The sequence below is a fragment of the Phenylobacterium sp. genome (assembly GCF_028290885.1).
In the GTDB taxonomy this organism is placed as follows: domain Bacteria; phylum Pseudomonadota; class Alphaproteobacteria; order Caulobacterales; family Caulobacteraceae; genus Phenylobacterium.
This window is the reverse complement of sequence record NZ_JAQGIZ010000033.1, coordinates 1-24630: the sequence shown is the minus strand read 5'-3', so window position 1 is coordinate 24630 and position 24630 is coordinate 1. Positions and strand designations below refer to the sequence as shown.

The window sequence follows — 24630 nt, the reverse complement described above, 5'->3', positions numbered from 1 at the left end:
CACGCCGCCTCTCAGGCGTCCGCGGCGACCTTCATGGAGATGATCTCGCCCGGACTGCGCGGCGGCTCGCCCTTCGGAAGCGCGTCGATCTTCTCCATGCCCTCGGTCACCTCGCCCCAGACAGTGTACTGGTTGTCGAGGAAGCGGGCGTCGTCGAAGCAGATGAAGAACTGGCTGTTGGCCGAGTTCGGGTTCGCCGTGCGCGCCATCGAGCAGACGCCCCGCACGTGCGGCTCCTTAGAGAACTCAGCCGGCAGGTCCGGCTTCTCGGAGCCCCCCGAGCCGGTGCCCGTCGGGTCGCCGCCCTGGGCCATGAAGCCCGGGATCACCCGGTGGAAGACGACGCCGTCGTAGAAGCCCTCGCGGGCCAGTTCCTTGATCCGCGCCACATGCTGCGGCGCCAGGTCGGGGCGGAGCTTGATGGTCACCGGCCCGCTGGCCAGTTGCATGATCAGGGTGTTCTCGGCGTCCATCATTTCACCTCAGCAGGAATGTCTACGTTGCAGGCCGAGAAGTCCGCGCCTTTCGCTGCACGCACGCGCTCGATCTCCGCCTTGAACCAGGGTCCCTTGGGATCGATCACGCGCACTTTCGGACGACTCGCTTCCGGCAAATCGGCGAGCAGGCGCACACGTTCCATTCGGTCCTGCGGATCGGGCACCGGCTCGCCTACCTTGATCGCCTTGACCGCGTCCATGCCGCTGATCACGCGCCCCCAGGCGGTGTATTTTTTTTCGAGCGAGGGAAAGGGCCCGCGCATCAGGAAGAACTGGCTGTTGCCGGAATCCGGATTGTCGTCGCGGGCCATGCCGGCCACGCCCTGGCAATAAAGCCCCCAGGCGGTGACCTTCTGGTCCTTGGTCATGGCGCCCAGCATCATCGACTGGCTCATCACCGGCAGCGACTTGACGAAGCCGATCTCCGCCACCGTCTGGTCGGCGGCCATCACGAACGGCAGGTCGGCGCCGCGGCGGAAGGTGAACTCGGCCGGCACGTTGGGCTTGGACGAGCCGCCCTGCCCCGAGTTCTGCGGGTCGCCGGTCTGGTCCATGAAGTCCTCGATGACCCGGAAGAAGCGCTGGCCGTCGAAGAAGTTCTCGTGCGCCAGCTCGCGCATCCGCGCCACGTGCTGCGGGGCGACCTCGGGAATCATCTCCACCAGGATGCGGCCCTTGTTGGTGTCGATGACCAGCACGTCGTTGGGGTCGGGCGTGCGCCAGTCGGCCGGGCCCGGCGCGGCCGGGGCCGAGGGTTGCGCGGGGGCCGGCGGCGGTTTCTTGGGGGCGGCGGAAGCGGTGACGGCGATGGCCGCGACGCAGGCGGCGAGCAGGGCTGTTCTCATGGTTGTCTCTCGTAGCCGCCCGGCGCGTGCGGCGCCAGCGGCGGGATTACTGGCGGCCGGCCTTGGCCAGCAGCCGGTCCTTGACGCTCGGGCTGACGAACTTCGCGACGTCGCCGCCCAGCAGGGCGATCTCCTTCACCAGCCTCGAGGCGATCGCCAAGTGGCGGGGATCGGCCATCAGAAACACGGTCTCGATCTCGCGGTCGAGTTGCTGGTTCATGGCGGTCAACGCGAACTCGAACTCGAAGTCCGCCACGGCGCGTAAGCCTCGCACGACGATCCCGGCGCCGATCTCGCGGGCGAAGTGCATGGTCAGGCCCTCGTAGGGCTTCACCACAATCTCTGTGGAACCGCGAAAGGGGGCGACCGTCTCCTCGACGATGGCCACCCGCTCGTCGAGATCGAACATCGGGGCCTTGCCGGTGTTGATGGCGACGCCCAGCACCAGCTTGTCGACCAGCTTCACGGCCCGCCCGATGATATCGGTGTGCCCGTTGTGGATGGGATCGAAGGTGCCCGGATAGAGCCCGATGCGGGTCATGCGGCTTGGTCCCCCAACAACCTTGTCTTGGCCTTTCGCCGCCGCGCGCGGTTCTGGCAAGGGGAAACTTGTCAGCTCTCAGACTTCGGGGGCGTCGGGCGGGCCGTCCGCGTCGGCTTCAGGGCCCTCGCCGCCGACTTCGCCGTCGGCGACATCCTCGGCCTCGTCCTCCCCGGTATCGGCCAGACGTTCGACCGAGACCACGTGCTCATCCTCAGCCGTACGGAAGACGATGACGCCCTGGGTGTTGCGCCCCGCGAGGCGCACCTTGCGGACGGGCGTGCGGATCAGCTGGCCCTGGTCGGTGACCATCAGGATCTGGTCGCTCTCATCCACCGGGAACGAAGCCGCAAGGCGGCCACCCTTCTTGGTGAGGTCTTGGGCGATCAGGCCCTGGCCGCCGCGCCCCGTGCGGCGGAACTCATAGGCCGATGTGCGTTTGCCGAAGCCCTCGGTGGAGACCGTCAGGATGATCTCCTCGGCCGCCCCCAACTCCGCGATCCGGCCGGGCGTCAGGCTGACCTGGTCTTCGGCGTCCGTTTCATCTTCCTCGACCGCAGGCGTCTCTTCGCCCTCCTCGCCCTCGGCAGCCGTCCGCATAAGCTTGGCATGCTTGAGATAGGCCGTGCGTTCGGCCGGCGTCGCTGGGACCGCGCGAAGGATCGCCATGGAGATCACGCTGTCGCCCTCGGCCAGGCGCACGCCGCGCACGCCGGTGGAGTCGCGGCCGGCGAACACGCGCACGTCCTGCGTCGGGAAGCGGATGCAACGCCCCAGAGCGGTGGTCAGCAGGATGTCGTTGACGCCCGCATTGCAGATGCCGACCCCGATGATCTGGTCGCCCTCGTCCAGCTTCATGGCGATCTTGCCGTTGCGGCGCACGTCGACGAAGTCGGAGAGCTTGTTGCGCCGCACGCTGCCCGAGCGGGTGGCGAACATCACGTCGTACTGGTCCCAGGCCGCCTCATCCTCGGGCAACGGCAGGATCGAGGTGATGCTCTCGCCGGGCTCGATGGGCAGCAGGTTGATGAACGCCTTGCCGCGCGATGTCGGCGTGCCCACAGGCAGGCGCCAGACCTTCAGCTTGTAGACCTTGCCGCCGGAGGAGAAGAACAGCACCGGGGTGTGGGTGTTGGCGGAGAAGACGCGGGTCACTGCGTCCTCGTCCTTGGTCGCCATGCCGGAGCGACCCTTTCCGCCGTGCTTCTGCGTGCGGTAGATCGACAGCGGGGTGCGCTTCACATAGCCGCCGTGGGTGACGGTGATCACCATGTCCTCGCGGACGATCAGGTCCTCGTCCTCGACGTCGGCGTCGCCCTCGACGATCTCTGTCCGGCGCGGCACGGCGAAGGCCTCGCGGACCTCCACCAGCTCCTCACGGACGATGGCCATGATGGCGTCGCGGGAGGCGAGCAGCTCCAAGTAGGCCTGGATGGCGTCGGCCAGAGTCTGGGCCTCACCGAAGATCTCGTCGCGGCCCAGGCCGGTCAGGCGCGAGAGCGTCAGCGCCAGGATTGCGCGGGCCTGCTCGTCGGAGAGCCGGATCTTGTCGCCGTCGATGACCAGGGTGCGCGGATCGGCGATCAGTTCGACCAGCGGCAGCATGTCGCCGGCCGGCCAGTCCTTGGCGATCAGCCGCTCGCGGGCCTCCGCCGGGTCCTTGGACGAGCGGATGATGTGGATGAACTCGTCGATGTTGGCGACGGCGATGGCCAGGCCGACCAGCACATGGCCCCGGTCGCGGGACTTCGACAGCTCGAACTTGGTCCGCCGGACCACCACCTCTTCGCGGAAATCCACGAAGGCGGTGACCATGTCGCGCAGGCCCATCTGTTCGGGCCGGCCGCGGTTCAAAGCCAGCATGTTCACGCCGAACGAGGATTGCAGCGGGGTGAAGCGGTAGAGCTGGTTCAGGATGACGTCGGCGCTGGCGTCGCGCTTCATCTCGATGACGATGCGCATGCCCTGCCGGTCGCTCTCGTCGCGCAGGTCGGAGATGCCCTCAATCCGCTTCTCGCGCACCAGCTCCGCGATGCGCTCCACCAGGCCCGCCTTGTTCAGCTGGTAGGGGATCGAGTGGATGATGATCGCTTCGCGTTCCTTGCGGATCTCCTCGATCGTCGCCACGCCGCGCATGATCACCGAGCCGCGCCCTGTCATCAGCGCCGTGCGCGCGGCGGTCCGCCCGATGATCTGGCCGCCGGTGGGGAAATCGGGGCCCGGCACGATGTCCAGCAGGGCCTCGAGCGTGACCTCCGGATCGTCGATATAGGCCAGGCAGGCGTCGACCACCTCGCCGAGGTTGTGCGGCGGGATGTTGGTGGCCATGCCGACCGCGATGCCGCCGGCGCCGTTGACCAGCAGGTTCGGGATGCGCGACGGCAAGACGACCGGCTCATGTTCCGAGCCGTCGTAGTTGTCCTTGAAGTCGACCGTGTCCTTGTCGAGGTCGGCCAGGATCGCCATGGCCGCCTTGGTCATGCGGCTCTCGGTGTAGCGCATGGCCGCCGGGGGATCGTTGTCCACCGAGCCGAAATTCCCCTGCCCGTCGATCAGCAGCAGGCTCATCGAGAATGGCTGCGCCATCCGCACCAAGGTGTCGTAGATCGCGACGTCGCCGTGCGGGTGGTACTTGCCCATCACGTCGCCGACCACGCGGGCTGATTTCACGTAGCTGCGGTCCGGCGTGTGGCCCTGCTCACCCATCGAGTACAGGATGCGCCGGTGCACTGGCTTCAGGCCGTCGCGCACATCGGGCAGCGCCCGGCTCACGATCACGCTCATGGCGTAGTCGAGATACGAACGCTTCAGCTCGTCTTCGATCGCGATAGGGGCGATGCCCCCATGCCGGTCGGCCGGCGGGGTGGTGTTTTCTTCGGTCAAAGGAGGATTTTAGCCGTTAGAATCGGACTTTGTATGTGGGGTCGATGATTAGCATCCTGAAGGCCCCGGCGCCAACTTTCGTGCGCGCGTACGCGCGCACGCGTGGGCGCGCTGCTCAGACAGGCGGTGACCGCGGGCCGGAGGCGTCCTAAGAAGCAGTCTCGACTCAGGAACCACCGCCTCCATGCCGTTCATGCCCGGCGACCCAGCGCCCTGGTTCACGGCGCCCACGCCGTCCAATCCGCAGTTCGTGTTCGACACGGCCGCGGGCCGCTATGTCCTGCTGGCCTTCCTGCCCAAGCACGACGTGGCCGCGGCCGCCGAGGCGCTGCGGACGCTCGCCGCCCACCAGGCTCTGTTCGACGACGAAAAGCTCAGCGCCTTCGTCGTGACGCGCGACCCGGCCACGGCGGCCAGCGCCGGCGACATGCGCGGCCTGCGCTGGTTCCTCGACCTCGACGGCGCGGTGAGCCGGCTCTACGGGGCCCTCGCCGAAAACGGCGCCGAAAGCCCCATGTGGCTGCTGCTCGACCCGTCGCTGCGGGTGCTGGGCCGTGTGCAGCTCGCCAACGCCAGGATGATGTTCGACGCCCTGCCGGGGCTGCGGCCGCCGGCGGAGCATGCGGGCGTCCCGCTGCACGCCCCGGTGCTGATCGCGCCCCGCGTCTTCGAGCCCGAGCTCTGCGGGCGGCTCATCGACCTGCACCAGGCCGGCGGCGGCCGCTTCACCGGCGTCATGCGCGACGCCGGCGATCGCACCGTGGCGGTCATGGACGAGCTCAAGAAGCGCCGCGACGTCCTGGTCACCGACGAAGGCCTGCAGGCGGCCTTGCGCGAGCGGCTGGAGCGGCGGCTGTTCCGGCTCATGGACAGGGCCCTCGGCTTCGCCGTCACCCGCATCGAACGCTACGTGCTGAGCTGCTACGACGCCGCGGACGGCGCGGTCTTCCACGCGCACAGGGACTCCACCACGCTCGGCACCGCCCATCGCAAGTTCGCCTGCTCGATCAACCTGAACGATGGCTTCGAAGGCGGCGACCTGCGTTTCCCGGAGTTCGGGCCGAAGACCTACCGTCCACCGCCGGGCGGCGCCGTGGTCTTCTCCTGCGCCCTGCTGCACGAGGCGACCCGGGTCACCGCGGGGCGGCGCTACGCCTTCCTGCCGTTCTTCTACGACGAGGCCGGGGCCGAAGTGCTCGCGGCCTACGAGCAGCGTGTCGGCGCCCTGCCGGAGCCCGCCGCCTGATGGACGCAAGCGCCGCTGGAGACCCGTGGACGCCGCCGCTCGCGCCCGGCGATCCTGCGCCCTGGTTCTGCGCGCCGGCGCCCGGGAAGGTCGACTTCCACTTCAGCACGACCGTGGGGCGCTATGTCCTGCTGGGTTTCCTGCCGTCGCCGGGACCGGCGCGCGAAGCGGCCCTGGCAGGGCTGTCGGCCGTCGGCGGCCACTTCCGGGACGACAAGCTGGCCGCCTTCATGGTGATCGGCGACCAGGCCTCCATCGCCAAGGCGCAAAATCAGCAGAACGGCCTGCGCTGGTTCTTTGACGCCGAGGGCGCCGTCCAGCGGCTCTACGGGGCCCTGGACGACGCCGGCCAGGAGCATCCGCACTGGTTGCTCCTGGATCCCGCGCATCGGGTGCTCGCGGTGTTTCCCATCGGCGAGACCAAAGCGCTTTTCGAGGAGATCGAGCGCCTCCCGCCGCTCGACCAATACGCCGGCATCGAACTCAACGCCCCGGTCCTCATAGTGCCGCGGGTCTTCGAGCCCGAACTCTGCCAGCGGCTGATCGCCCTCTATCAGGCGCAGGGCGGCGCGCCCTCGGGCGTGATGCGCGACGTGGACGGCCGCACGGTGGGCGTGTTGGACAACTTCAAGCGGCGGCGCGACGTCACAGTCGCCGACCCCGCCTTGCAGCGCGAGCTGATGGGGCGCGTCAGCCGCCGCCTGGCGCCGGAGATCGCCAAGGTCTTCCAGTTCAGGGCGACTCGTATCGAGCGTTATCTGGTGGCCTGCTACGACGCGGTCGAGGGCGGCTACTTTCGGCCGCACCGCGACAACGAGACGCTCGGCACCGCCCACCGCCAGTTCGCGGTCTCGATCAACCTCAACGCCGAAGCGTTCGAAGGCGGCGACCTGCGCTTTCCGGAGTTCGGCCGGCGCACCTACCGCCCGCCCACCGGCGGCGCCGTGGTCTTCGCCTGCGGATTGCAGCACGAGGCGACGCCAGTCACCCGCGGCCGCCGTTACGCCTTCCTGCCGTTCCTCTACGACGAAGCCGGCCAGCGGTTGCGCGACGCCAACCAGTCGGCCCTGGCCGCGGCCGACGGGCCGGACCCCGATATGGGAGCCCTGCCTTGAGGTTTGGCCGCCGCGTCCCCAACTCCCGCCGCAATCCCATGTTGTGGTGCGAGATGATGAGACAACCGATTCGCATGTTGGCCGCCCCGCTCCTTGCCGTCCCCTTCGCCCTGGCGATGGCCGCCGCCGCTCCGGCGGCCGCCCAGGACGCCATCACGCCCGGCTACTGGGAAACCACCAACCAGATGATCTCGCCGCTACCGTCCAGCAAGGTCGAGCGCCGCTGCATCAAGCCGGCGGACGTGGCGAAGTTCATGCAGGGCCCGAGCAACCACATCTACACCTGCACCTATCCGACGCGGGAGATCGGCGGGGGCAAGATCCGCCTGAAGGGCAGCTGCGCCACCAAGGACGGAAAGCCGGTGCCGATCTCGGGCGAAGGCGCATTCACCGGCGACACCTTCCGCGTCGATGCGCGGATCGACACCCAATTGGGCGGCCTGAGCATTCCCGTTCGCGCCCGCACCACAGCCAAACGGCTGGGAGACACCTGCCCGGCCGAAACCGCGGCCGGCTGACCGGAACGGACCAGCGCAGGCCGTGTAAAAGGGACGCAGCTTGACCGCCTCTCCCCCCGCGAAGCGGAGAGGGAGAGGATAAAGGAGAGGGCGGCGCAGGCCTGCCCGCTCCCTGAACGTTGGACCCGATCCCGCTGCGGGTCCTTGATGCAATTTGGCCGCGTCGAATGCGTCTGCGCCGCCCTCTCCCTGTCCGCTTCGCGGGGGGAGAGGCGAGTGTCCGTTCACCGTCGCGGCTGTCAGCCATACGTGGCCGCAAAGCGGAACCGCTCGAAGTCGAGAGGGGTGGCGAGCGGACCCCAGCCCCTTCGAGCTTGGGGATATTTCTTGTCGCCCGATGTTCCGCATCGGGGACACGAAATCGTGCGAAGGCGTGATTGGACGGCTGCCAAACAGGGGCGCAGGCCGTCGCCGTTTAGGTCGGGTGGACCCGCGCAGACGCCTGTGCCCGTGTCGTTGCACGCTTTGCGTCGCCGGACTTTCTCAGCTTTGCAGAAGGTCTAACGCCATGTCTGAATTAGCCGAACATCCAGTCATTGATCAGGCTCTGGTTCGTCCGTTTCAGGTGAATGTGTCGGAGGAAGAGCTTGCGGATCTGCGCAGGCGCCTGATGCAGACGCGGCTGCCCGACAAGGAGACGGTCTCCGACTACACGCAGGGCGTGCCGCTCAAGACCAGCGAGCAGGTCCTGCGCTACTGGCGGGACAGCTACAACTGGCGGGAGGTCGAGGCGCGCCTCAACAGCTACCCGCAGTTCATCACTGAGATCGATGGGCTCGACATCCACTTCATCCACGTGCGCTCGAAGCACGAAGACGCCATGCCGCTCATCGTGACCCACGGCTGGCCCGGTTCGGTGGTCGAGCAGCTGAAGATCATCGATCCGCTGACCAATCCCACGGCCTACGGCGGCCAGGCGTCGGACGCTTTCCACGTCGTGATCCCGTCCATGCCCGGCTACGGGTTCTCGGCCAAGCCGACGACCGTCGGCTGGGGTCCGAAGCGCATCGCCAGCGCCTGGACCACGCTGATGCGGCGCCTGGGCTACAAGAAGTTCGTCGCGCAAGGCGGCGACTGGGGCGCGGTCATCACTGACCTGCTCGGCGTGCAGGCGCCGCCTGAACTGGTCGGCATCCACGTCAATATGCCCGGAGTAGTCCCCCCGGAAATCGACGGCGCCGCGTTCTCCGGCGCGCCAGCGCCGTCAGGCATCACGGCCGAGGAGAAGGGCACCTACGACCAGCTCCTCTTCTTCTACAAGCACGTCTACTACGCCTTCGAGATGGGCACGCGTCCGCAGACCCTTGTGGGCCTCTCGGACTCGCCCATGGGCCTCGCGACCTTCCTGCTCGACCATGATGCGCGCAGCCTGGAGATGATCGCTCGCTCGTTCGACGGGCAGAAGGAAGGCATGTCGCCCGATGACGTCCTCGACAACGTCACACTGTTTTGGCTGACCAACACCGGGGTTTCGTCGTCGCGCCTCTACTGGGAAAACAAGCTCGGCTTCTTCGGCCCCAAAGGCGTCAAGGTCCCGGCCGCCGTGAGCGTCTTCCCGGACGAGATCTACTACACGCCGCGGAGCTGGGCTGAGCGGGCCTACCCCAAGCTCGTCTACTACAACAAGAACCCCAAGGGCGGCCACTTCGCCGCCTGGGAACAACCCGAGGCGCTCGTCCACGACTTGCGCGCCGGCTTCAGGCCGCTACGCCAATAGTCGGGCAGCGGCATTCCGGCTGCGCACGCGTTTCGTCCGCCGATATTGGGCCTGCCCGCCAGCCGGGCAGGCAGGCCCAACCGGCGCCGTTCTGAGCAGTCTGGTGATATTGCCGCGCTTCCCGCCGTGTGGCGGCCGGCGTCGACGTCCTCGATCGCTGAAGATGGCCGAGCTTGTGAGTATGCGCCCTACGACGCCCTAGAACGGGATTTCGTCGTCCAGGTCGGCGGAGAAGTCCTCGCGCGGCGCGGCGGTCTGCGCCCGCGGCCCGGAGGAGAAGCCGCCGTTGTAGCCGCCCGCTTCGCCTTCGCCGGCGTTCTCGCCGCGGCCGTCCAGCATGGTCAGCTCGCCGCGGAATTTCTGCAGCACGATCTCGGTGGAATACTTCTCGACGCCGGCCTGGTCGGTCCACTTGCGCGTCTGGATCGCGCCCTCGACATAGACCTTCGCGCCCTTGCGCAGGTACTGCTCGCAGACCTTCACGATGTTCTCGTTGAACACCACGACCCGGTGCCACTCGGTCTTTTCCTTGCGCTCGCCCGAGCTGCGGTCCCGCCAGGATTCCGAAGTCGCGATCCGCAGGTTCGCCACCCGATCGCCGGAGGTAAGCGAGCGGATTTCGGGATCGGCCCCGAGGTTGCCCACCAGAATGACCTTGTTGACGCTGCCCGCCATGTCGATGTCCTAAGCTTCCGTAGTTGCGGGGCCGTCATGGCCCCCATTCTTGGTCAGGTGCCGGCCTTTGGCCGGTGGGGCACGCTAGCGGCCCGCCAAGGCCTCGGCAAGCACTTTGTTCTTGTTCCGTTCAGGTTCGAGCGGAACCGTCCACAGGCATTCGCTGCGGCCGATCGCGTCGATCTACTGCGTCGGCATCGCGCCCGGAATCGCCAGCCGCCCATCGCCGGTGCGCACCAGCGCCACATACCGCGGCCCCTCGAGGCTGGTGGAGGTCAGAACGCCTTCCTGTTGCAGGAACAGGAAGTTGGCCTGGTAAGCGCCGTAGAGGTCCTGCTGGCTGCCGCCCATGCGCAGGAACTTCAGCCGCATGGCCTCCAGGTTCGCCGCGCAGGTCTCCAGGTTCGGCGCATTGACCAGCTTGAAGTACTTCAGCTTGCCGTTCTTCTGGGGGACCACGTGATAGCAGACCCCGACGTCGCCCGGCGGCTCGGTCCGCTGGCTGCAGGCGGCGAGCGCGGCGGCGGTGACGGCGGTGGCGACGAGGGCGGTGGCGATGAGGGCGAGGCGTTGCATCCGCCAATTCCTTACACAAGCCCGCCGCCGTGTGCGAGCCGTCAGCCGGTTGCGCAGCCCGGCTGGTCCATCAGCGTGCGGAAGCTGTGATTGTCGGCGGAAATCTCCACCCGGCCGGGCGCCAGCCTGAGCGTCTGCTGCGCCCAGCGCCCGTAGGCGGCCTCGCCTGCCCGCTCGCAATGGCCCGCGAACAGGGTCTGGACACAGGCGCTAAGGGTCATGTCGCTTGGCAGCTTGCGCCATTGGCCCTCGGCGTAGCGCCAGCAGACCGCGGGCGGGCCGCTGATGACCTGCGGCAGGGGGGCGGGCGCCGGCGCAACCTCGGCCGGCCCCTCCTCCTCGCCGTTGGCCTGCGGCGGCGGCAGCGGCGTCAGCATGGCGCCCGCTGGGTCGGCGGCGGCCAGGGCGCCGGTCTGGTCGACGCCCACGTCCAGGGCGTCGGTGGAAACGCCGTTGCGCTTGGCGCACTCCGCGAGGGTCAACTCCCCGACGGCCTGGCCGGCCACGAAGCAGCGCAGCGGCTTGGCCGGATCCATTCGGCCGTCGGCGGCGCCGGCGGAATCGATCACCAGGCCCCCGCGGGAGGCCGGCGGCGGCGCAGGCGTTTCGCCACGGTGGCCGCCCACCAGGGTCCAGGCGATGGCGAGGCCGGCCAGCAACGCCACGGCCGCGCCGGCCAGCGCCAGCAGCGTCCGTCGGTCCTTCAGGAAATCCATCACCCCTCGCTAGACCGCGCCGATGCCCGATTCAAGGCGCCGAACGGAGGGGAGCGGCTAGACCCTTCCCGGTTCAGGTGGAATCGCCTGAACCGGACAAGAAGGGTCGATTTGCAGGAGTTTGGAGCCCTATTGCCCGCCGGTCAGGCGGGCCAGCGCCGCCGCGTAGTTGGCGATCCTGTCGGTCAGGTACTGGGGCACGGGCCCCGAACTGCTGGCGTTCGTCGCCGCCGTCGGGGTGGCGCTCTTGGGCGTGGCCGCGGTCACCAGGCCCTGGTAGGCCGAACGGATAACCCCCATCGCCGCCGAGATCTGCGCCAGGGCGTGGCTGATCTGGGAAGCGTCGTCGAGGTTCAGGTTGCTGGAAAGACCCAGGCCGTAGAGCTGGCTCTTGCCGTCGCCGGGCACGCTGGCGCCAGCCGGGTTCGCGACCGTGCTGCGGACGACACCTTCGGGAATGCCGAGGATCGCCAGGGCGTCCTTGCTGGCCGTGCCGGCGCCGATCTCGATGGTCATCCGCGAATTGGCCGGCGCGATGTGCAGCCCCTGCTGGCCGGCCAGCGAGGTTCCCACCGTCACCGTGGCTTCGAATCCCGAGGCGCGCTGGATCTTCTGGGCGAGCGTCTGGAGGGTCTCGCCGGGATCGATGGTGATGGTCTTCGCAACCCCGTCGCCCGGCTTGACCGTGAACTGGTCGCCGGCGCGCAGCGAGCTCTGCGCGGTCAATTGCTGGGACTCGGCGAGGTTGAGCGTGCCGCTCGGCAGGCCGAGGCGGTCCAGCACGCTGGCGCCGGTGGGGGCCGCGGCGATCGCGATGGGCGTCGCCATGTTGTCCTTGCCGGTGAAACGCTGCGACCAATCGATCGTGCCGGTCGCCACATTGAGATTGGTGAGGAACCCATCCTTGGTCCCGACGGCCGGCAGACTCGTGCCGCCCTGGCCCGGCACGTCCACGCCCGGCAGGTCCGTGCCGGCCTGGCCCGCGATCCACACCTGGCCGTTGGCGACCGCCAGCGAGGTCGCCACGTCGTTCCCCGAGCCGCCGTAATAGGCGATGGAGTCGCCGGGACCGGTCGACAGGTCCGCGGAGATGCTCGCCGCGAACGCGTCGGTCCCGCCCGAAGCCGCCCGGGTCACCGTGCCGGCGGACAGCGCGCCGTTGGGCGTCGTGCCGGCGATTACGACCTGGGTTCCGTTAAGCGCCAGCCCCGCGATGCTGCCGCCCTGCAGGTCGCCCAGGTCGCGCGTGGACGAGAGCACCGGGGCGCCCGAGGAAATATCATAGTTGCGCAACACCGCGTGGCCGTCCTCGACGCTGGCGGTGATCAGCGAGTTGCCGTTCACCACCATGCCCTGGGGCTTGTCCTGCCCGGTGGTTCCGAAGGTCTGGGTGAAGGTCGCCTGCGGTTTGCCGGTGGTGGTGGTCTTGAACGCCTCGATATAGCCGTCGGAGCCACCGATGGGTGTGGAAGCCCCAGGCATCTGGCCCTGCGCGCTGCCGGCGACGTAAACGGTGCCGTCGGCGCCGAACGCCACCTGGCTCGCCTGGTCGTTGAGCCGCGACCCGCGCCGTTCGGTCCACATCTCGTTGCCGCTGGCGTCATAGAGGGTGACGAAGCTGTCGGTGTTGCTGGAGAAGGAGCCCGTGGCTCCGGAGTTCAGCGCGCCGTCAGTGGAGCCGACGAGCCCGCCCGTCAGCGATCCGGTCACCGCCACCTTGCCGTCCGCGGAGACCGCCAGGCCGAGGCCCGTCGCGGTGTCCGAGGCGCCCAGGGTGCGGGTGTAGAGCAGCTTGCCGGCCGAATCGTACTTCAGCAGGGCGACGTCCTGCGTACCCTGGATGGCCTGGCCGTCGGTCATGCCGGTGACGTCGGCCAGCACGTAGACGGAGCCGTCGGAACCCACCTGGGTTGCGTGGACCGCCTTCACCTCCGGCCCCAGGGTGTCGGCGAAGGTGCGCCCGTCGACAAAGTTGGCCTGGCCCGGAATCTGCGGCGGGGCGTCGACGTTGGTGGTGTCGGTCTGGAACTTCAGCAGCTGCTGCTGGGTGGTCGAATCGTTGGTCGTCGGATCGTGGTCCGGATTGGGGTCGCCGGTGCTCTGGGCGACGTAGACCGCGCCCGCCGTCGAGGGGGCGCTGAAGGTCACCGTCTCGCCCGTGCCCACCGTTACCTTGAGCGCGTACTGGTCGGGCGAGGTGGTCGGCAGGGTGACGGTCTTGCCCCCGACGGTGAGGGTCTGCGGCTGGCCGGCGGTGCGCTGGCTCCCGAACCGGGTTTCAACGCCCGTCGCCGCCAGCTGTTGGTTCACGTAGCCGATGACATTGGCCAGGGTGCGTGGCTGAGAACCCATGTTGGTGAGGTCGATCGGAACATTATATGTCACCCCGATCCGCTTGATTGATATGTTGAATTGTACGCTGCCCTCGTAGTTCGCTACAGGGTCGGTCGGCGTCGTGGTCACGGTGGGCGTGACATAGGTGGTCGCCGCCTTGGGGACCTGGAGCTTCGTGCTGGCGATGCTCGACAGCGAGCCGTCGGCGAGCCTGAGATTGTCGAACTGGGTGCTGTCGATGAAGTTCGAGATCTGGCTGAGCCCGCTCGTGAAGGCTTTCGCGAGCTGGGCCTGGCCCAGCGACGAGGTCCCCTTGGCGGAAGCCTGCTGGGCGATGTCCTGTAGGGTGTTGAGGCCCTGGTAGAGCGCGAACAGCTTCTTGTAGTCCGCGCTGGCGCCCGGCAGGTCGAGCTGGGCCGCGTTCAGGTCCACCAGCGAGTGTCCGGCGAGCGCGCCGCTCACCGCCGCGCTCGCCTGCGCGGTCGTTTGCGTGCTGTTCCAAGGCGGTGTCGGCGCCACGGGCTTGGCCGGCGTGGTGCTGGCCGACGCAGCGGAGCCACCGGTGATCAGGCTGGACAGGTCCATGCTGATGATACCGTTGCTGTCGGTATTCGAAGAGTTGAACAACCCCAGCAGGTAGCTTTGGTTTGCGGCGATCTGCATGGTGCGCCTTGCGCGGAAACAGCTCCGCCCGGCGAGCATGCCCGGAAGAGCCCTGAGGCTTCGTTAAGAGACCCGGGCGCGGTCGCGGAATTTTCTCAAGAAAAGACCCGGGCGCCGATGCAGCCCGGGTCGATCCTTAGGCCCCAACGGAAACGGGTTTACTTGAACAGCTGCAGGATCACCTGCGGCGCCTGGTTGGCGATCGACAGCGCCTGGGCGCCGAGTTGCTGCTGCACCTGCAGCGCCTGCAGCCGCGCGCTCTCCTTGGCCAGATCGGCGTCGACCAGGTTGCCCACGCCGGCGGTCAGCTGGTCGGAGAGCTGGGAGACGAAGGTCGCGTGACCGCTGATCTGCTTGGCCTGAGACCCCAAGGCGCCCAGCGCCTGGTTGGTGTTGCTGATCGAGGTGGTCAATTGGGCGAGCACGGCGGTCGCGAGCGTGATGGTGCTGAGCGAGGCGGTCGACGGGACGCTGATGATGCTGCCGCCTAGCGACAGGTCCTGGCTCGAAAGCGTGATGAAGCCGGTCGCGTCGGCGTTGGCGATGAACTTGATCTGGCTGACGCTGCCGTTCAGCATGTTCGCGCCGTCGAAATTTGCGTTCGACACGACCTGGCCGATCTGGCGCACGATCGACTTGAAGTCGGAGTCCAGCGCGTTGCGCGAGGCCGTATCGAGGGACGGGTCCATCGCGGCCACCACCTTCTCCTTCATCTGCACCAGCAGGTCGGAGATCGTGGAGCCCGCGGTCGAGGCCACGTCGGCGATCGACGTCGCCCGGTCCAGGCTCATCTTCACCGCGCCGAGCGAGCCGATGTCCGCCCGTTGGCCCTGCGCGATCGCCCAGACCGCGGCGTTGTCCTTGGCGCTGTTGATCGCCATGCCGGTGCTGATGCGGCTCTGCACATCGGCGAGATCCGTGCCGACCTTGTTCAGGTTCTGAAGCGCGATGAGGGCGGCTTCGTTGGTATGAACGCTCAGCGTCATAGAACCTGTCTCCGTGTCGGCCGCCTGTCGCCCGCGATCGGACGAGTCGCTTTGGCGGGCTCGCTGGAGAAGGTATGGAATCGTGGTGAGCAGAAGGTTAACGCCGAACGCGTTTAGCCGCCGCCGGCGCGCCGGGGCGGTAGTCGACCTTCGGGCCGTCCCTTGAACGGGACGGGGATCAGGCCTTGGCGCGGACGACGTCTCCGGCTTCGTAGGCAAGCGCGTCTCGCAACTTCAGGATCTGATCCCTTGGCAGCTGCTGGACGACTTCGCCGGTGCGCCGATCGATCGTCTTGTAGATGTAAGAACCGCTGGCCTTGTCCTCTTCGATGACCAGTCGCAGGTCCACGGGATCCTGGCTTTGAGCTGCGCTGTCCGCCTTGGGCCCCTTGTCGGGGCGCGGCGCTGCGGGCTTTTGGCCGAAGGTCGGATCGGGAGTGGCTGCGACGGTTGCAACCTTGTTGTCCATCTCTCCTGTCGTGGGCGCTTGTCGCGCCTACGCTCCAATGAGGGAAAAGCGGACGGCGGGAGGGCGAACCCTCCCGCCGCCGCCCGCCGGCCTACCTGAAGAGGCCGAGAAGAACCGACGACGACTGGTTGGCGATAGATAGCGCCTGGATCCCCAGCTGCTGCTTGGTCTGCAGCGCCTGGAGGTTTGCGCTTTCCTTCGCCAGGTCGGCGTCCACCAGGTTGCCGATGCCGGCATCGATGGTGTTTTGCAGGCTCTGGATGAACGTCAGGTGCGAGGCCAGGGCCTTGTCGCCCGTGCCCAGCTTGCCCATCGCGCTCGAGACGGCGGTGATCGCGGAGTTGACCGTGGCGATCATGTTGGTGGCCGAAGTCACCGTGTTGATCGTCGCGCCCGTGCCGAGAGACGTGGTCAGAACCGTGCCCCCCAGCGAGAGGTCCTGGGCCGCGACGGTGATCACCGCAGTGGCGTCCGCGTTGGCCAGGGCCTGCACCGTGGTGCCGCCCGACTTGATCATGTTCGCGCCGTTGAACACCGCGTTGTTCACGACCTTGTTGATCTGGTCGCGCAGCGACGTGAATTCGTCGTTGAGCGCAGAACGGCTGGCCGTGTCGAGCGTGGTGTCCGCAGCCGCGAGCGCCTTTTCCTTCATCTGGTTCAGCAGGTCGGACACCGAGGTGCCGGCCGACAGCGCCACGTCAACGGTCGATTGACCGCGTTGCAGCGAAGAGACGACGGAATTCAGCGAGCTGGAGACAGCGCGCTGGCCTTGGGCGATAGCCCAGACGGCGGCGTTATCCTTGGCCGACGCCACCTTCATACCGGTGTTGATCCGGTTTTCGGTGGTCATCAAGGACGACTGGGTGGAGTTGAGGTTTTGCAGCGCGACCATCGCGCCGACATTGGTATTGACGGAAAACGACATATGAAGTGGTCCCTTTTCTCAGGTCTTCGGCCGTCATTTTGACAACCGTGAGCTTTTGCTCGGCCCCGTAGGCAGCAAGCATCGGGCCACTTTGGCCGCAAATGGTGACGCTTTAAGTTATTGAATTTGCGACGTTATGGGTCTGTTATCCACGTTTCGACCCGGCAGTTTCTGCCGGCCCGCTGCTCGGGCCGGCAATTCTTGCCGCCGCCCCCGGCAGAAGGCGCCCAGGCACGCCAGCCGCGCCTCGAGAGGGCTCGGAGACCGGGACTGGCGATGGGATCGGGGCTGGCCGTCAGGCCGCGGCGGTCTGGGCGCTGACCGCTCCAGGGGCGAGGCCCTGCATGATGAGCCGGTTGACCTCGATCAGCGGCTCGATGTCTTCGCGCCGGCGGATCACCGCGCTGGTGTGGCGACCGACCCAGATCGCCAGCGAAATGATCGAGGCGCGCAGCGGCGCCGGCAGGCCGTTCGCCGGATTGGCGCAGTCGTCGCCGAGCACCGTCCAGACACGGCGGTTCCAATCCAGCGCGTCGATGCGCGCGGCGACATCGCTGGGGTCGGCCTTGGCCGCTTCCATGAGGGCCAGCGTCACCTGCGCGAAGAGGCGGTATTCGGCTTGGCGCGGGCTCTCAGCCCGCTTCGCCGCCTGATGGTACGCTTGAAGGGACATGCCCCAACCTCTCGGATTCGTAGTCCATGAGCTTCCGGCACCGCATCAGAGCTTTGTAGTACTCCCGCTCCATGCAGTTCTTCGATATTTCCACGCACTCGGTAAGGACGGCGGGGTTGCTGATGACCTTCATGAATTCGGTCAATCGGCGGGCAAATTCATCGTAGTATTTGTCCGCCCCCGCCTCATCGAGATACATCATCATCACAGGAAAGTAGATGTGCCGCGCCGGCGTGTTCACCTCCTCCTCCTGCATGATGTCCTTCTCACGCAGGACCGAGGCCTTGTTCTGCAGCACCAGGACACCTCGGCGATCGCCATTCTGGACGACGGCGCCGTTGAGGACGAACTTCTCTCCCGGCTTCAGCGACAATTTGAGCGGCAAGTCCCGCCTCCCCATCCCAGCGTCTGCGAATCGGCTCGCGATCCGAATGACCCATTGTCGCCTTCTGACGGGCCGGACGCACGTCAGAGTTAAGCCGCGCGGGTTAACGTCGCCTTGCTGACCGACGAAGCTCGCGCGCTCGGCCACGTGCGCCCTTTTTACAGCCGATCTTAAGCCCCCGTTAGCCATGTTCGCCGAGGAGTCTGAGCTTCCGTCGGAGACTCCAGTCCCATGCCGCGCCAGGCCCAACCCAGCGCCACCTCCCCCTACGCACTGCAGACCGCCGCGCCGACGCCGCCGAGGCTGACCGCCGACTCCCTCGGCAGGTCGGGCTCGAACGACGCGCTCTCCAAGCTCAACGGCGCGATCTCGGAGCTGAAGGCGCTCTCGGCCGCGCCGATGCTGCAGCGGGCGGTGGAGGCGATCCGCGCCGAGGACGCCAAGGGCGGCTGCGAGTGGGCGTTGAAGGCGCTGGAGCAGGACGAGCACAGCGGCTTCGGCTGGTACCTGCTGGCGATCGCGCTGGAACGCGCCGGCGATTTCGCCAGCTCCATCACGGCCTACGAATCGGCGCTGAAGCTGCTGCCCGATCACGCCGAGATCGCCAACGATCTCGGCCGGCTCGCCTTCCGCCTGGGCATGACCCCGCAGGCGGAGAGCCTCTTTCGCCACTTCCTGGCCCGCTACCCAGACCACCCGGAAGGCGCCAACAACCTGGCCTGCGCGATCCGCGACCAGGGCCGGCATGACGAGGCGGTGGAGATCCTGCGGCCGGCCATCGTCAAGACGCCCGACATCGCCATGCTCTGGAACACCATGGGCACGGTGGTGTCCGACCATGGCGACTTCGCCAACGCCCTGGTGTTCTTTCAGGAAGCCCTGCGTCTCGACCCAGCGTTTCCCAAGGCGCGCTACAACCTCGGCAACGCCAAGCTGCTGCTGGGCGACGCCGAGGGCGCGATCGTCGACTGCGAGGCGGCGCTGACCGGCGTGCTGGCCGAAGACGAGCGCCAGATGATGCGGCTGGCCCGCTCCACCATCCTGATGGCGCTGGGGCGCATCGGCGAGGGCTGGGACGACTACGAGGCGCGCCTGCATCCGCAGTTCAACGAGCGCACCGAGTTCATGTTCGGCCGTCCTCGCTGGGAGCCCGGCTGCGACCTGGCCGAAAAGACCCTGCTGGTGGTCGGCGAGCAGGGCCTCGGCGACGAGGTGCTGTTCGCCAACCTCCTGCCGGACGTCATCGAGCGCCTGGGCCCGACCGGCCGCCTGATCCTGGCCGTCGAGACGCGGCTCGTGCCAATCTTCAAGCGCGCCTTCCCGCAGGCCGAGGTCGGGGCGCACGCCACCTACATCATCGGCGGCCGGCTGGGCCGGGCCGCGCCCTTCGCCGACGCCGCCGCGGATGTCGACCTCTGGACCCCCATGGGCTCGCTTTTGCGCGAGTTCCGCCGCTCGGTGGCCGCCTTCCCCGCGCGCGACGCCTTCCTCGCCGCCGACCCGGCCCGGGTGGCCCACTGGCGCGAGGTGCTGCGGCAGGCGCCTGCGGGCCCCAAGGTGGGCCTGCTCTGGAAGAGCGCGGTCAGCAGGGACTCGCGCCACCGCTACTTCTCGCCCTTCGAGACCTGGGCGCCGGTGCTGGCGCAACAGGGCGTCAGTTTCGTCAACATGCAGTACGGCGATTGCGCCGCGGAGCTGGCGATCGCCAAGCGCGACTTCGGCGTCGAGATCTGGTCGCCGCCGGGCATCGACCTGAAGCAGGACCTTGACGACGTCGCCGCCCTCTCCTGCGCGCTCGACCTCGTGGTGGGGTTCTCCAACGCCACCTTGAACATCGCCGCGGCCTGCGGAGTCCCCAACTTCCTGATCTCCACGCCCGGAGCCTGGCCGAGGCTGGGGACGACGACCTATCCCTGGTACCCCAAGACCCGCGTCTTCCTGCCGCCCGGCTTCGGGGAATGGGGTCCGGTGATGGCCGAGGTCGCCGACGCCCTGGGCGCCTTCGCCGCGGAACGCTGACCGGCCTTCGGGGTTGATCTCCTGACAGCTGCGCCCCGTCCGGCGTGGCCCGACGAGGAGCCACCCGATGCCCGACGTGAACGACGCCTTCGACGACGCCGAGCCCGAGGATACCGCCGAAGCCTTCGACGAAGACAACCTCGACCTCAACGAGGAGCGCAACGAGATGCGCACTTTCGAGGAGCTGCCGGACCTCCTGGACGTGACCCAGGCAGTCGGCGACCGCGACGACGACGAGGCGGTGGCGCTCGACGCCGACGAATTCACCGAGGACGCCATCAACGACGCGGACTTCGAGGAAGACAACGAGCTCGACTACCACGCCGCCACTGAGGAGCACGAAGACGACCTCGACGGCCTGGGTCCCGAGGACAGCTACGACGAGGACCGCCTCGCGGCGCCGGACAATATCGAGGGCCTCGACGAAGAGGTGGGCGATGCGGACACCGTCGAAGGGGGCGAGGACGACGTCACCGACTTCCAGGCCAAGGCCGTTTCCGACTCCGATCTGGAGGGCATGGGCTATTCGGAAAACCGCAAGGGCGAGATCCGCGCCAAGCCGTAGCGCTAGGCCGGAAGGTCGAATCCCTTGGCGACAAGGCGTTCGCGGCTCGCCGTGCGCGTTGCGGCCCAATCCGAGGCCAGCAGGCCCAGGCCCACAACATCGGTGGGCGCGCCGTCCTTGCGGACGTGCCGGCGGAACAGCGCCTCGCGCTGGAAGCCGAAGCCCTCGTGCAGACGCCAGACCGGCTCGTTGTCGACCAGCACCTCGCACCAGAGCTTGTTCAGGCCGAGCTCGCCGAACACGTGCTCGATGACCCAATACTCCACGAAGGCCCCGATCCCCTGCCCGCGTGTCGAAGGATCGGCCAGGTAGTAGGCCCAGGAGGTCCGGGCGTGCTCGGGCGCCAGGTCATAGAGGTTGGCCAGCCCCACCGGCCGCCCGTCAGCCTCGATGATCCAGTAGCGCCGGCGGGCGTCGGCCAGGGCGCCTTCGAACCAGCCGGCGTGCTCTTCGGCGCCGATCTCATGGTCGCTGTACATCCACCGGGCGATCTCCGGCAGGTTGCGCCAGGCGAGCAGCCGGTCGCGGTCGGCGGCCTCCAGCGGGCGAAGCCCGACGCGTGGGGCGCTCATGGCAGGGCTCCGGAGGTGTTGACCGACAGGGCCGCGATGGCCTCGGAATCGAACTCCGGGTTGAGGGGATAGAGCCGGGCGTAGACGTCGCGCACGAAGGCCAGGTCCCCTGGGAGATCGACCGTCCAGCGCAACGACGCAAGCGAGTGATGTCGCGCCACGCCGGCCAGCCGGAAGACCTCCGGCCGGCGGTAGATGTAGGGCGTCACGTGCTCGCGCTCGTAGGGATCGCCGGCGCGCTCGGCGGCGCAGACCAGGGCTTCGGGCTTGACGACCTCGGTGTCCAGCCCATGCGGATAGGTCCGGGTCCCGAGCGTGTTCGAGGTGTAGTCGGCGCCGGCCGCATGGTGGTGCTCGATCACCTTGTCGATCAGTGCGGGATCGGCGAGCGGGCAGTCGGCGGTCAGCCGCACGACCGCGGTGGCGGCCGGATACAGGGCCAGCGCCGCGCGATACCGCTCCAGCACGTCGTCCAGCGCGCCGCGGAACACCGCCAGGTCCAGGCCTTCGCAATAGGCGGCGAGCGGGTCGTCGCTGGGATCGGTGCTGGTCGCCACCACAAGCTTGTCGATCCGCCGGGCACGGCGCAGCCGTTCCACCTGCCGTCCGATCATCGGCTCGCCCAGCACCGGCGCCATGACCTTGCCGGGCAGCCGCGACGAACTCATTCGGGCCTGGAGGATGGCGAGGTTCAAAGCCGGCGGCGCCTCTGTGCGGGGTCCCCTGAGTAGCGCCGAATCCGGCCGTGCGACAACGCAGTCCTGTCCCGGCCTCGAAGCCGCTTGCATGAAGCGCGTCTGGCTTTAGGCTGGCCGCAGGTAAACAACTGTTCGAACGCGGGCCTGGACCCGCCCCGGGAGCCCGAATGAGCCAGCGTTTTGAAGGCACCGACGACTACGTCGCCACAGAGGACCTGAAGGTCGCGGTCAACGCCGCCATCGCGCTCGAGCGCCCGCTGCTGATCAAGGGCGAGCCCGGGACCGGCAAGACCGTGCTGGCCTACGAGATCGCCAAGGCGCTGAAGGCCCCGCTGATCACCTGGCACATCAAGTCGACCACCAAGGCCACCATGGGCCTCTACGAGTACGACGCCGTCACTCGCCTGCGCGACAGCCAGCTCGGCGAAGTGGGCGTCAAGGACGTCCGCAACTACATCAAGAAGGGCAAGCTCTGGGAGGCGTTCGAGAGCAAGGAGCGTCCGGTCCTGCTCATCGATGAGATCGACAAGGCCGACATCGAGTTCCCCAACGACCTCCTGCAGGAGCTCGATCGGATGGAATTCTACGTCTACGAGACCAACGAGACGATCAAGGCCAAGGTCCGCCCGATCGTGCTGATCACCTCCAACAACGAGAAGGAGCTGCCCGACGCCTTCCTGCGCCGCTGCTTCTTCCACTACATCAAGTTCCCCGACGCCGACACGATGAAGCAGATCGTCGACGTGCATTTCCCCGGCCTCAAGAAGGAGCTGCTCACCGCGGCGATGAAGACCTTTTACGACGTGCGCAACCTGCCGGGCCTGAAGAAGAAGCCGTCCACCAGCGAGCTGCTCGACTGGCTCAAGCTGCTGGTGGCCGAGGACATTCCGCTGGCCGCGCTGCAGAGCAGTGACGACAAGGTCGCGGTGCCGCCGCTGGTGGGGGCACTGCTCAAGAACGAACAGGACGTGACCCTGTTCGAAAAACTGGTGTTCATGCAGCGGCACAACCGCTGACAACGACGGCGAAGCAGGCACCATGCACCCGCTGCTGTTCGAAGGACTGACCGACGCCATCGGCTTCGTCGGCGGCGTGCTGCTGGCCTACTGGGTGGGCCTGCTGCTCGGATTCGATCCTCTGGCCCAAGGCTATGGCGGCAGCGCGATCGGCGGCATCGTGCTGGCCGGCCTGGGCGGTGGCGGCGGCCTGCAGCTGGCACGGCGCTGGCGCAAGGCGCGCAGCAAGGGGGCGTGATGCGCAAGCCGCAGCCTTGCAGCCTGGAGACGTCCGCTGTGCGCCTGGAGCCCATGTCGAGCGCGCACGCGCCCGACCTCGAAGCGGCAGCGCGCGACGGCGAACTCTGGACGCTGCGCGTCACGTCCGTGCCCGCCCCCGGAGACGCCGCGGCGTACATCGCTGCCGGCCTGAAGGGGCTGGAAGACGGTCACATGTTGCCGTTCGTGGTGCGCGACGTCGCCAGCGGCAAGATCGTCGGGACCACGCGCTACCACGACATCGTGCTGCCGATAGAGCGGCTGGAGATCGGCTACACCTGGTACGCCAAGAGCTGGCAGCGCAGCCACGTCAACACCACTTGCAAGCTGCTGCTGATGACGCATGCTTTCGAAGTGCTGGGCGCCAAGCTGGTGGGCTGGCGCACGGACAACTACAACTTCGCCAGCCAGCGCGCGATCGAGCGGCTGGGCGCGACGAAGGATGGCGTTCTGCGCCACCACGCGCTGCGCCGCGACGGAACGGTGCGCGAGACGGTGATGTACAGCGTGGCCGCCGGCGAATGGCCGGAGGTGAAGGCGCACCTGAATTATCTGTTGGCAAAACCGCGGGCCCGCTAGAGGAAGCTCGAGATGCTGATCGATTTTTTCTACACCTTGCGCAGCGCCAAGCTGCCGGTGTCCGTCAAGGAATACCTGGTGCTGCTCGAAGGGCTGAAGCTGGGCGTCGTCGGCCCGAACAGCGAGGACGGCTACAGGATCGACGACTTCTACTACCTCTCGCGCGCCACGCTGGTGAAGGACGAGAAGCACTACGACAAGTTCGACCGCGCTTTCGCCGCCTACTTCAAAGGCGTGGAGATGGTCGCCGACTTCACCAAGGATGTGCCGCTCGAGTGGTTGCGCAAGAACCTCGAGCTCGAACTCAGCCCGGAAGAAAAAGCCAAGATCGAGAAGATGGGTTGGGACGAGCTGATGGAGACGCTTAAAAAGCGTTTCGAAGAGCAGAAGGATCGCCACGAAGGCGGCAGCAAGATGATCGGCACCGGCGGCACCTCACCCTTCGGCGCCTATGGCTTCAACCCGCAGGGTATCCGCATCGGCCAGGACAAGAGCCGCAACAAGAGCGCCGTGAAAGTCTGGGACCAGCGCGCCTACAAGGATTACGACGACAGCCATGAGCTGGGCACGCGCAACATCAAGATCGCGCTGCGGCGCTTGCGCAAGTTCGCGCGCGAAGGTGCGGCCGAAGAGCTCGACCTGGACGACACCATCAAGTCCACCGCCGCCAACGCAGGCTACCTCGACATCAAGATGGTGCCGGAGCGGCACAACAACGTGAAGATCCTGCTGCTGATGGATGTGGGCGGCACGATGGACGAACACATCAACCGGGTCGAGGAAATGTTCTCGGCGGCCAAGGCGGAGTTCAAGCACCTGGAGTTCTATTACTTCCACAACTGCGTGTACGACTTCATGTGGAAGAACAACCGGCGCCGCTTCTCCGAGAAGTTCGCCACCTGGGACATCATCCGCAAGTACAACAAGGACTACAAGCTGATCTTCGTCGGCGACGCGACGATGAGCCCGTACGAGATCCTGCAGCCCGGCGTCAGCGTCGAGTACAACAACGAGGAAGCCGGCGCCGAGTGGATCCAGCGCCTGACCAACGCCTTCCCGAAATTCGCGTGGGTGAATCCCGAGCCGCAAGGCGTGTGGCAGTACCGCCAGAGCATCAGCGTCATCCAGCAATTGATGAACCAGCGCATGTACCCGCTGA

The 24630-nt window shown here is 67.3% G+C and carries 25 protein-coding genes; 10 read left to right on the top strand and 15 right to left on the bottom strand.

What is annotated here, in order from left to right; all coding sequences use genetic code 11:
- Positions 1-11: 11 nt before the first annotated feature.
- The 4 genes from JWP28_RS02655 to gyrA all read right to left on the bottom strand — a co-directional run bounded on the left by JWP28_RS02655 (position 12) and on the right by gyrA (position 4766).
- Positions 12-476 (bottom strand): peptidylprolyl isomerase, encoded by a 465-nt coding sequence (locus tag JWP28_RS02655; protein WP_299539688.1) that lies wholly within the window; start codon positions 474-476, stop codon positions 12-14.
- Positions 473-1342, bottom strand: a complete 870-nt coding sequence (locus JWP28_RS02650) for a peptidylprolyl isomerase (RefSeq protein ID WP_299539686.1) — start codon at positions 1340-1342, stop codon at positions 473-475. The genes JWP28_RS02655 and JWP28_RS02650 overlap by 4 nt, the downstream gene beginning before the upstream one ends.
- A gap of 46 nt (positions 1343-1388) precedes the next feature.
- Positions 1389-1883, bottom strand: coding sequence for a pantetheine-phosphate adenylyltransferase (gene coaD, locus JWP28_RS02645; RefSeq protein WP_299539683.1), 495 nt, complete (start codon positions 1881-1883; stop codon positions 1389-1391).
- Positions 1884-1961: 78 nt separating this feature from the next.
- Positions 1962-4766 carry a DNA gyrase subunit A gene (gene gyrA / locus JWP28_RS02640; protein ID WP_299539681.1) on the bottom strand — a complete coding sequence of 935 codons (2805 nt, stop codon included), beginning with the start codon at positions 4764-4766 and terminating at the stop codon, positions 1962-1964.
- 184 nt (positions 4767-4950) lie between these two features.
- Between gyrA and JWP28_RS02635 the strand changes: the two genes are divergently transcribed.
- The 4 genes from JWP28_RS02635 (at position 4951) to JWP28_RS02620 (ending at position 9362) form a co-directional block, all read left to right on the top strand.
- On the top strand, positions 4951-6012 hold the full coding sequence (locus tag JWP28_RS02635; RefSeq protein ID WP_299539678.1) for a 2OG-Fe(II) oxygenase: 1062 nt from the start codon (positions 4951-4953) through the stop codon (positions 6010-6012).
- Positions 6012-7127, top strand: coding sequence for a 2OG-Fe(II) oxygenase (locus tag JWP28_RS02630; protein ID WP_299539676.1), 1116 nt, complete (start codon positions 6012-6014; stop codon positions 7125-7127). Before JWP28_RS02635 ends, JWP28_RS02630 begins: the two co-directional genes overlap by 1 nt.
- Before the next feature lie 74 nt (positions 7128-7201).
- Positions 7202-7645: a DUF3617 family protein gene (locus JWP28_RS02625; RefSeq protein WP_299539673.1), complete on the top strand. Its 444-nt coding sequence runs from the start codon at positions 7202-7204 to the stop codon at positions 7643-7645.
- Positions 7646-7982: 337 nt separating this feature from the next.
- Positions 7983-9362: an epoxide hydrolase gene (locus JWP28_RS02620; protein WP_366143780.1), complete on the top strand. Its 1380-nt coding sequence runs from the start codon at positions 7983-7985 to the stop codon at positions 9360-9362.
- 198 nt (positions 9363-9560) lie between these two features.
- On the opposite strand, the gene ssb is transcribed toward JWP28_RS02620, so the two are convergent.
- The 9 genes from ssb to flbT form a co-directional block, all read right to left on the bottom strand.
- On the bottom strand, positions 9561-10037 hold the full coding sequence (gene ssb, locus JWP28_RS02615; RefSeq protein ID WP_299539670.1) for a single-stranded DNA-binding protein: 477 nt from the start codon (positions 10035-10037) through the stop codon (positions 9561-9563).
- 183 nt (positions 10038-10220) lie between these two features.
- Positions 10221-10613: a hypothetical protein gene (locus JWP28_RS02610; RefSeq protein WP_299539668.1), complete on the bottom strand. Its 393-nt coding sequence runs from the start codon at positions 10611-10613 to the stop codon at positions 10221-10223.
- Between the two features lie 41 nt (positions 10614-10654).
- Complete coding sequence (locus tag JWP28_RS02605) at positions 10655-11329, bottom strand: hypothetical protein (RefSeq protein WP_299539666.1); 675 nt, start codon at positions 11327-11329, stop codon at positions 10655-10657.
- Positions 11330-11458: 129 nt separating this feature from the next.
- A complete protein-coding gene (locus tag JWP28_RS02600; protein ID WP_299539665.1) occupies positions 11459-14326 on the bottom strand; it encodes a hypothetical protein in 2868 nt (955 codons plus the stop codon).
- Between the two features lie 158 nt (positions 14327-14484).
- Positions 14485-15312 carry a flagellin gene (locus JWP28_RS02595; RefSeq protein ID WP_299539664.1) on the bottom strand — a complete coding sequence of 276 codons (828 nt, stop codon included), beginning with the start codon at positions 15310-15312 and terminating at the stop codon, positions 14485-14487.
- 178 nt (positions 15313-15490) lie between these two features.
- Positions 15491-15781 (bottom strand): flagellar protein FlaG, encoded by a 291-nt coding sequence (locus JWP28_RS02590; RefSeq protein ID WP_299539663.1) that lies wholly within the window; start codon positions 15779-15781, stop codon positions 15491-15493.
- A 91-nt stretch (positions 15782-15872) separates the two neighbouring features.
- Positions 15873-16706 (bottom strand): flagellin, encoded by an 834-nt coding sequence (locus JWP28_RS02585; protein WP_299539662.1) that lies wholly within the window; start codon positions 16704-16706, stop codon positions 15873-15875.
- A gap of 295 nt (positions 16707-17001) precedes the next feature.
- The gene (flaF, locus tag JWP28_RS02580; RefSeq protein WP_299539660.1) at positions 17002-17379 is read right to left on the bottom strand and encodes a flagellar biosynthesis regulator FlaF; all 378 of its coding nucleotides are present in this window, start codon (positions 17377-17379) and stop codon (positions 17002-17004) included.
- Positions 17339-17764 carry a flagellar biosynthesis repressor FlbT gene (gene flbT / locus JWP28_RS02575; protein WP_299539659.1) on the bottom strand — a complete coding sequence of 142 codons (426 nt, stop codon included), beginning with the start codon at positions 17762-17764 and terminating at the stop codon, positions 17339-17341. The genes flaF and flbT overlap by 41 nt, the downstream gene beginning before the upstream one ends.
- 231 nt (positions 17765-17995) lie before the next feature.
- On the opposite strand from flbT, the gene JWP28_RS02570 reads away from it, so the two are divergent.
- Both JWP28_RS02570 and JWP28_RS02565 read left to right on the top strand, forming a co-directional pair.
- Positions 17996-19783, top strand: coding sequence for a tetratricopeptide repeat protein (locus tag JWP28_RS02570; RefSeq protein WP_299539657.1), 1788 nt, complete (start codon positions 17996-17998; stop codon positions 19781-19783).
- A 67-nt stretch (positions 19784-19850) separates the two neighbouring features.
- Positions 19851-20348: a hypothetical protein gene (locus JWP28_RS02565; protein WP_299539655.1), complete on the top strand. Its 498-nt coding sequence runs from the start codon at positions 19851-19853 to the stop codon at positions 20346-20348.
- A gap of 2 nt (positions 20349-20350) precedes the next feature.
- Here JWP28_RS02565 and pseH read toward each other — a convergent pair whose 3' ends face one another.
- Both pseH and JWP28_RS02555 read right to left on the bottom strand, forming a co-directional pair.
- Positions 20351-20920: a UDP-4-amino-4,6-dideoxy-N-acetyl-beta-L-altrosamine N-acetyltransferase gene (gene pseH, locus JWP28_RS02560; RefSeq protein WP_299539653.1), complete on the bottom strand. Its 570-nt coding sequence runs from the start codon at positions 20918-20920 to the stop codon at positions 20351-20353.
- Positions 20917-21615, bottom strand: coding sequence for a glycosyltransferase family protein (locus JWP28_RS02555; RefSeq protein WP_299539650.1), 699 nt, complete (start codon positions 21613-21615; stop codon positions 20917-20919). Before JWP28_RS02555 ends, pseH begins: the two co-directional genes overlap by 4 nt.
- A 170-nt stretch (positions 21616-21785) precedes the next feature.
- Between JWP28_RS02555 and JWP28_RS02550 the strand changes: the two genes are divergently transcribed.
- From JWP28_RS02550 to JWP28_RS02535, 4 genes are all read left to right on the top strand, one after another.
- A complete protein-coding gene (locus JWP28_RS02550; RefSeq protein WP_299539648.1) occupies positions 21786-22634 on the top strand; it encodes a MoxR family ATPase in 849 nt (282 codons plus the stop codon).
- Positions 22635-22656: 22 nt separating this feature from the next.
- Positions 22657-22872: a hypothetical protein gene (locus JWP28_RS02545; protein WP_299539646.1), complete on the top strand. Its 216-nt coding sequence runs from the start codon at positions 22657-22659 to the stop codon at positions 22870-22872.
- The gene (locus tag JWP28_RS02540; protein WP_299539644.1) at positions 22872-23471 is read left to right on the top strand and encodes a GNAT family protein; all 600 of its coding nucleotides are present in this window, start codon (positions 22872-22874) and stop codon (positions 23469-23471) included. The genes JWP28_RS02545 and JWP28_RS02540 overlap by 1 nt, the downstream gene beginning before the upstream one ends.
- Positions 23472-23483: 12 nt before the next feature.
- Positions 23484-24630, top strand: a 1147-nt coding sequence (locus tag JWP28_RS02535; protein ID WP_299539642.1) for a hypothetical protein, incomplete at its 3' end; no start/stop codon positions are given.

What these genes read in the sequence shown, in the direction of transcription:
- JWP28_RS02655 (WP_299539688.1), bottom strand. Translation starts at nt 476, where the DNA reads ATGATGGACGCCGAGAACACCCTGATCATGCAACTGGCCAGCGGGCCG.
- JWP28_RS02650 (WP_299539686.1), bottom strand. Translation starts at nt 1,342, where the DNA reads ATGAGAACAGCCCTGCTCGCCGCCTGCGTCGCGGCCATCGCCGTCACC.
- coaD (WP_299539683.1), bottom strand. Translation starts at nt 1,883, where the DNA reads ATGACCCGCATCGGGCTCTATCCGGGCACCTTCGATCCCATCCACAAC.
- JWP28_RS02635 (WP_299539678.1), top strand. Translation starts at nt 4,951, where the DNA reads ATGCCGTTCATGCCCGGCGACCCAGCGCCCTGGTTCACGGCGCCCACG.
- JWP28_RS02630 (WP_299539676.1), top strand. Translation starts at nt 6,012, where the DNA reads ATGGACGCAAGCGCCGCTGGAGACCCGTGGACGCCGCCGCTCGCGCCC.
- JWP28_RS02625 (WP_299539673.1), top strand. Translation starts at nt 7,202, where the DNA reads ATGTTGGCCGCCCCGCTCCTTGCCGTCCCCTTCGCCCTGGCGATGGCC.
- JWP28_RS02620 (WP_366143780.1), top strand. Translation starts at nt 7,983, where the DNA reads ATGTTCCGCATCGGGGACACGAAATCGTGCGAAGGCGTGATTGGACGG.
- ssb (WP_299539670.1), bottom strand. Translation starts at nt 10,037, where the DNA reads ATGGCGGGCAGCGTCAACAAGGTCATTCTGGTGGGCAACCTCGGGGCC.
- JWP28_RS02610 (WP_299539668.1), bottom strand. Translation starts at nt 10,613, where the DNA reads ATGCAACGCCTCGCCCTCATCGCCACCGCCCTCGTCGCCACCGCCGTC.
- JWP28_RS02605 (WP_299539666.1), bottom strand. Translation starts at nt 11,329, where the DNA reads ATGGATTTCCTGAAGGACCGACGGACGCTGCTGGCGCTGGCCGGCGCG.
- JWP28_RS02600 (WP_299539665.1), bottom strand. Translation starts at nt 14,326, where the DNA reads ATGCAGATCGCCGCAAACCAAAGCTACCTGCTGGGGTTGTTCAACTCT.
- JWP28_RS02595 (WP_299539664.1), bottom strand. Translation starts at nt 15,312, where the DNA reads ATGACGCTGAGCGTTCATACCAACGAAGCCGCCCTCATCGCGCTTCAG.
- JWP28_RS02590 (WP_299539663.1), bottom strand. Translation starts at nt 15,781, where the DNA reads ATGGACAACAAGGTTGCAACCGTCGCAGCCACTCCCGATCCGACCTTC.
- JWP28_RS02585 (WP_299539662.1), bottom strand. Translation starts at nt 16,706, where the DNA reads ATGTCGTTTTCCGTCAATACCAATGTCGGCGCGATGGTCGCGCTGCAA.
- flaF (WP_299539660.1), bottom strand. Translation starts at nt 17,379, where the DNA reads ATGTCCCTTCAAGCGTACCATCAGGCGGCGAAGCGGGCTGAGAGCCCG.
- JWP28_RS02570 (WP_299539657.1), top strand. Translation starts at nt 17,996, where the DNA reads ATGCCGCGCCAGGCCCAACCCAGCGCCACCTCCCCCTACGCACTGCAG.
- JWP28_RS02565 (WP_299539655.1), top strand. Translation starts at nt 19,851, where the DNA reads ATGCCCGACGTGAACGACGCCTTCGACGACGCCGAGCCCGAGGATACC.
- pseH (WP_299539653.1), bottom strand. Translation starts at nt 20,920, where the DNA reads ATGAGCGCCCCACGCGTCGGGCTTCGCCCGCTGGAGGCCGCCGACCGC.
- JWP28_RS02550 (WP_299539648.1), top strand. Translation starts at nt 21,786, where the DNA reads ATGAGCCAGCGTTTTGAAGGCACCGACGACTACGTCGCCACAGAGGAC.
- JWP28_RS02545 (WP_299539646.1), top strand. Translation starts at nt 22,657, where the DNA reads ATGCACCCGCTGCTGTTCGAAGGACTGACCGACGCCATCGGCTTCGTC.
- JWP28_RS02540 (WP_299539644.1), top strand. Translation starts at nt 22,872, where the DNA reads ATGCGCAAGCCGCAGCCTTGCAGCCTGGAGACGTCCGCTGTGCGCCTG.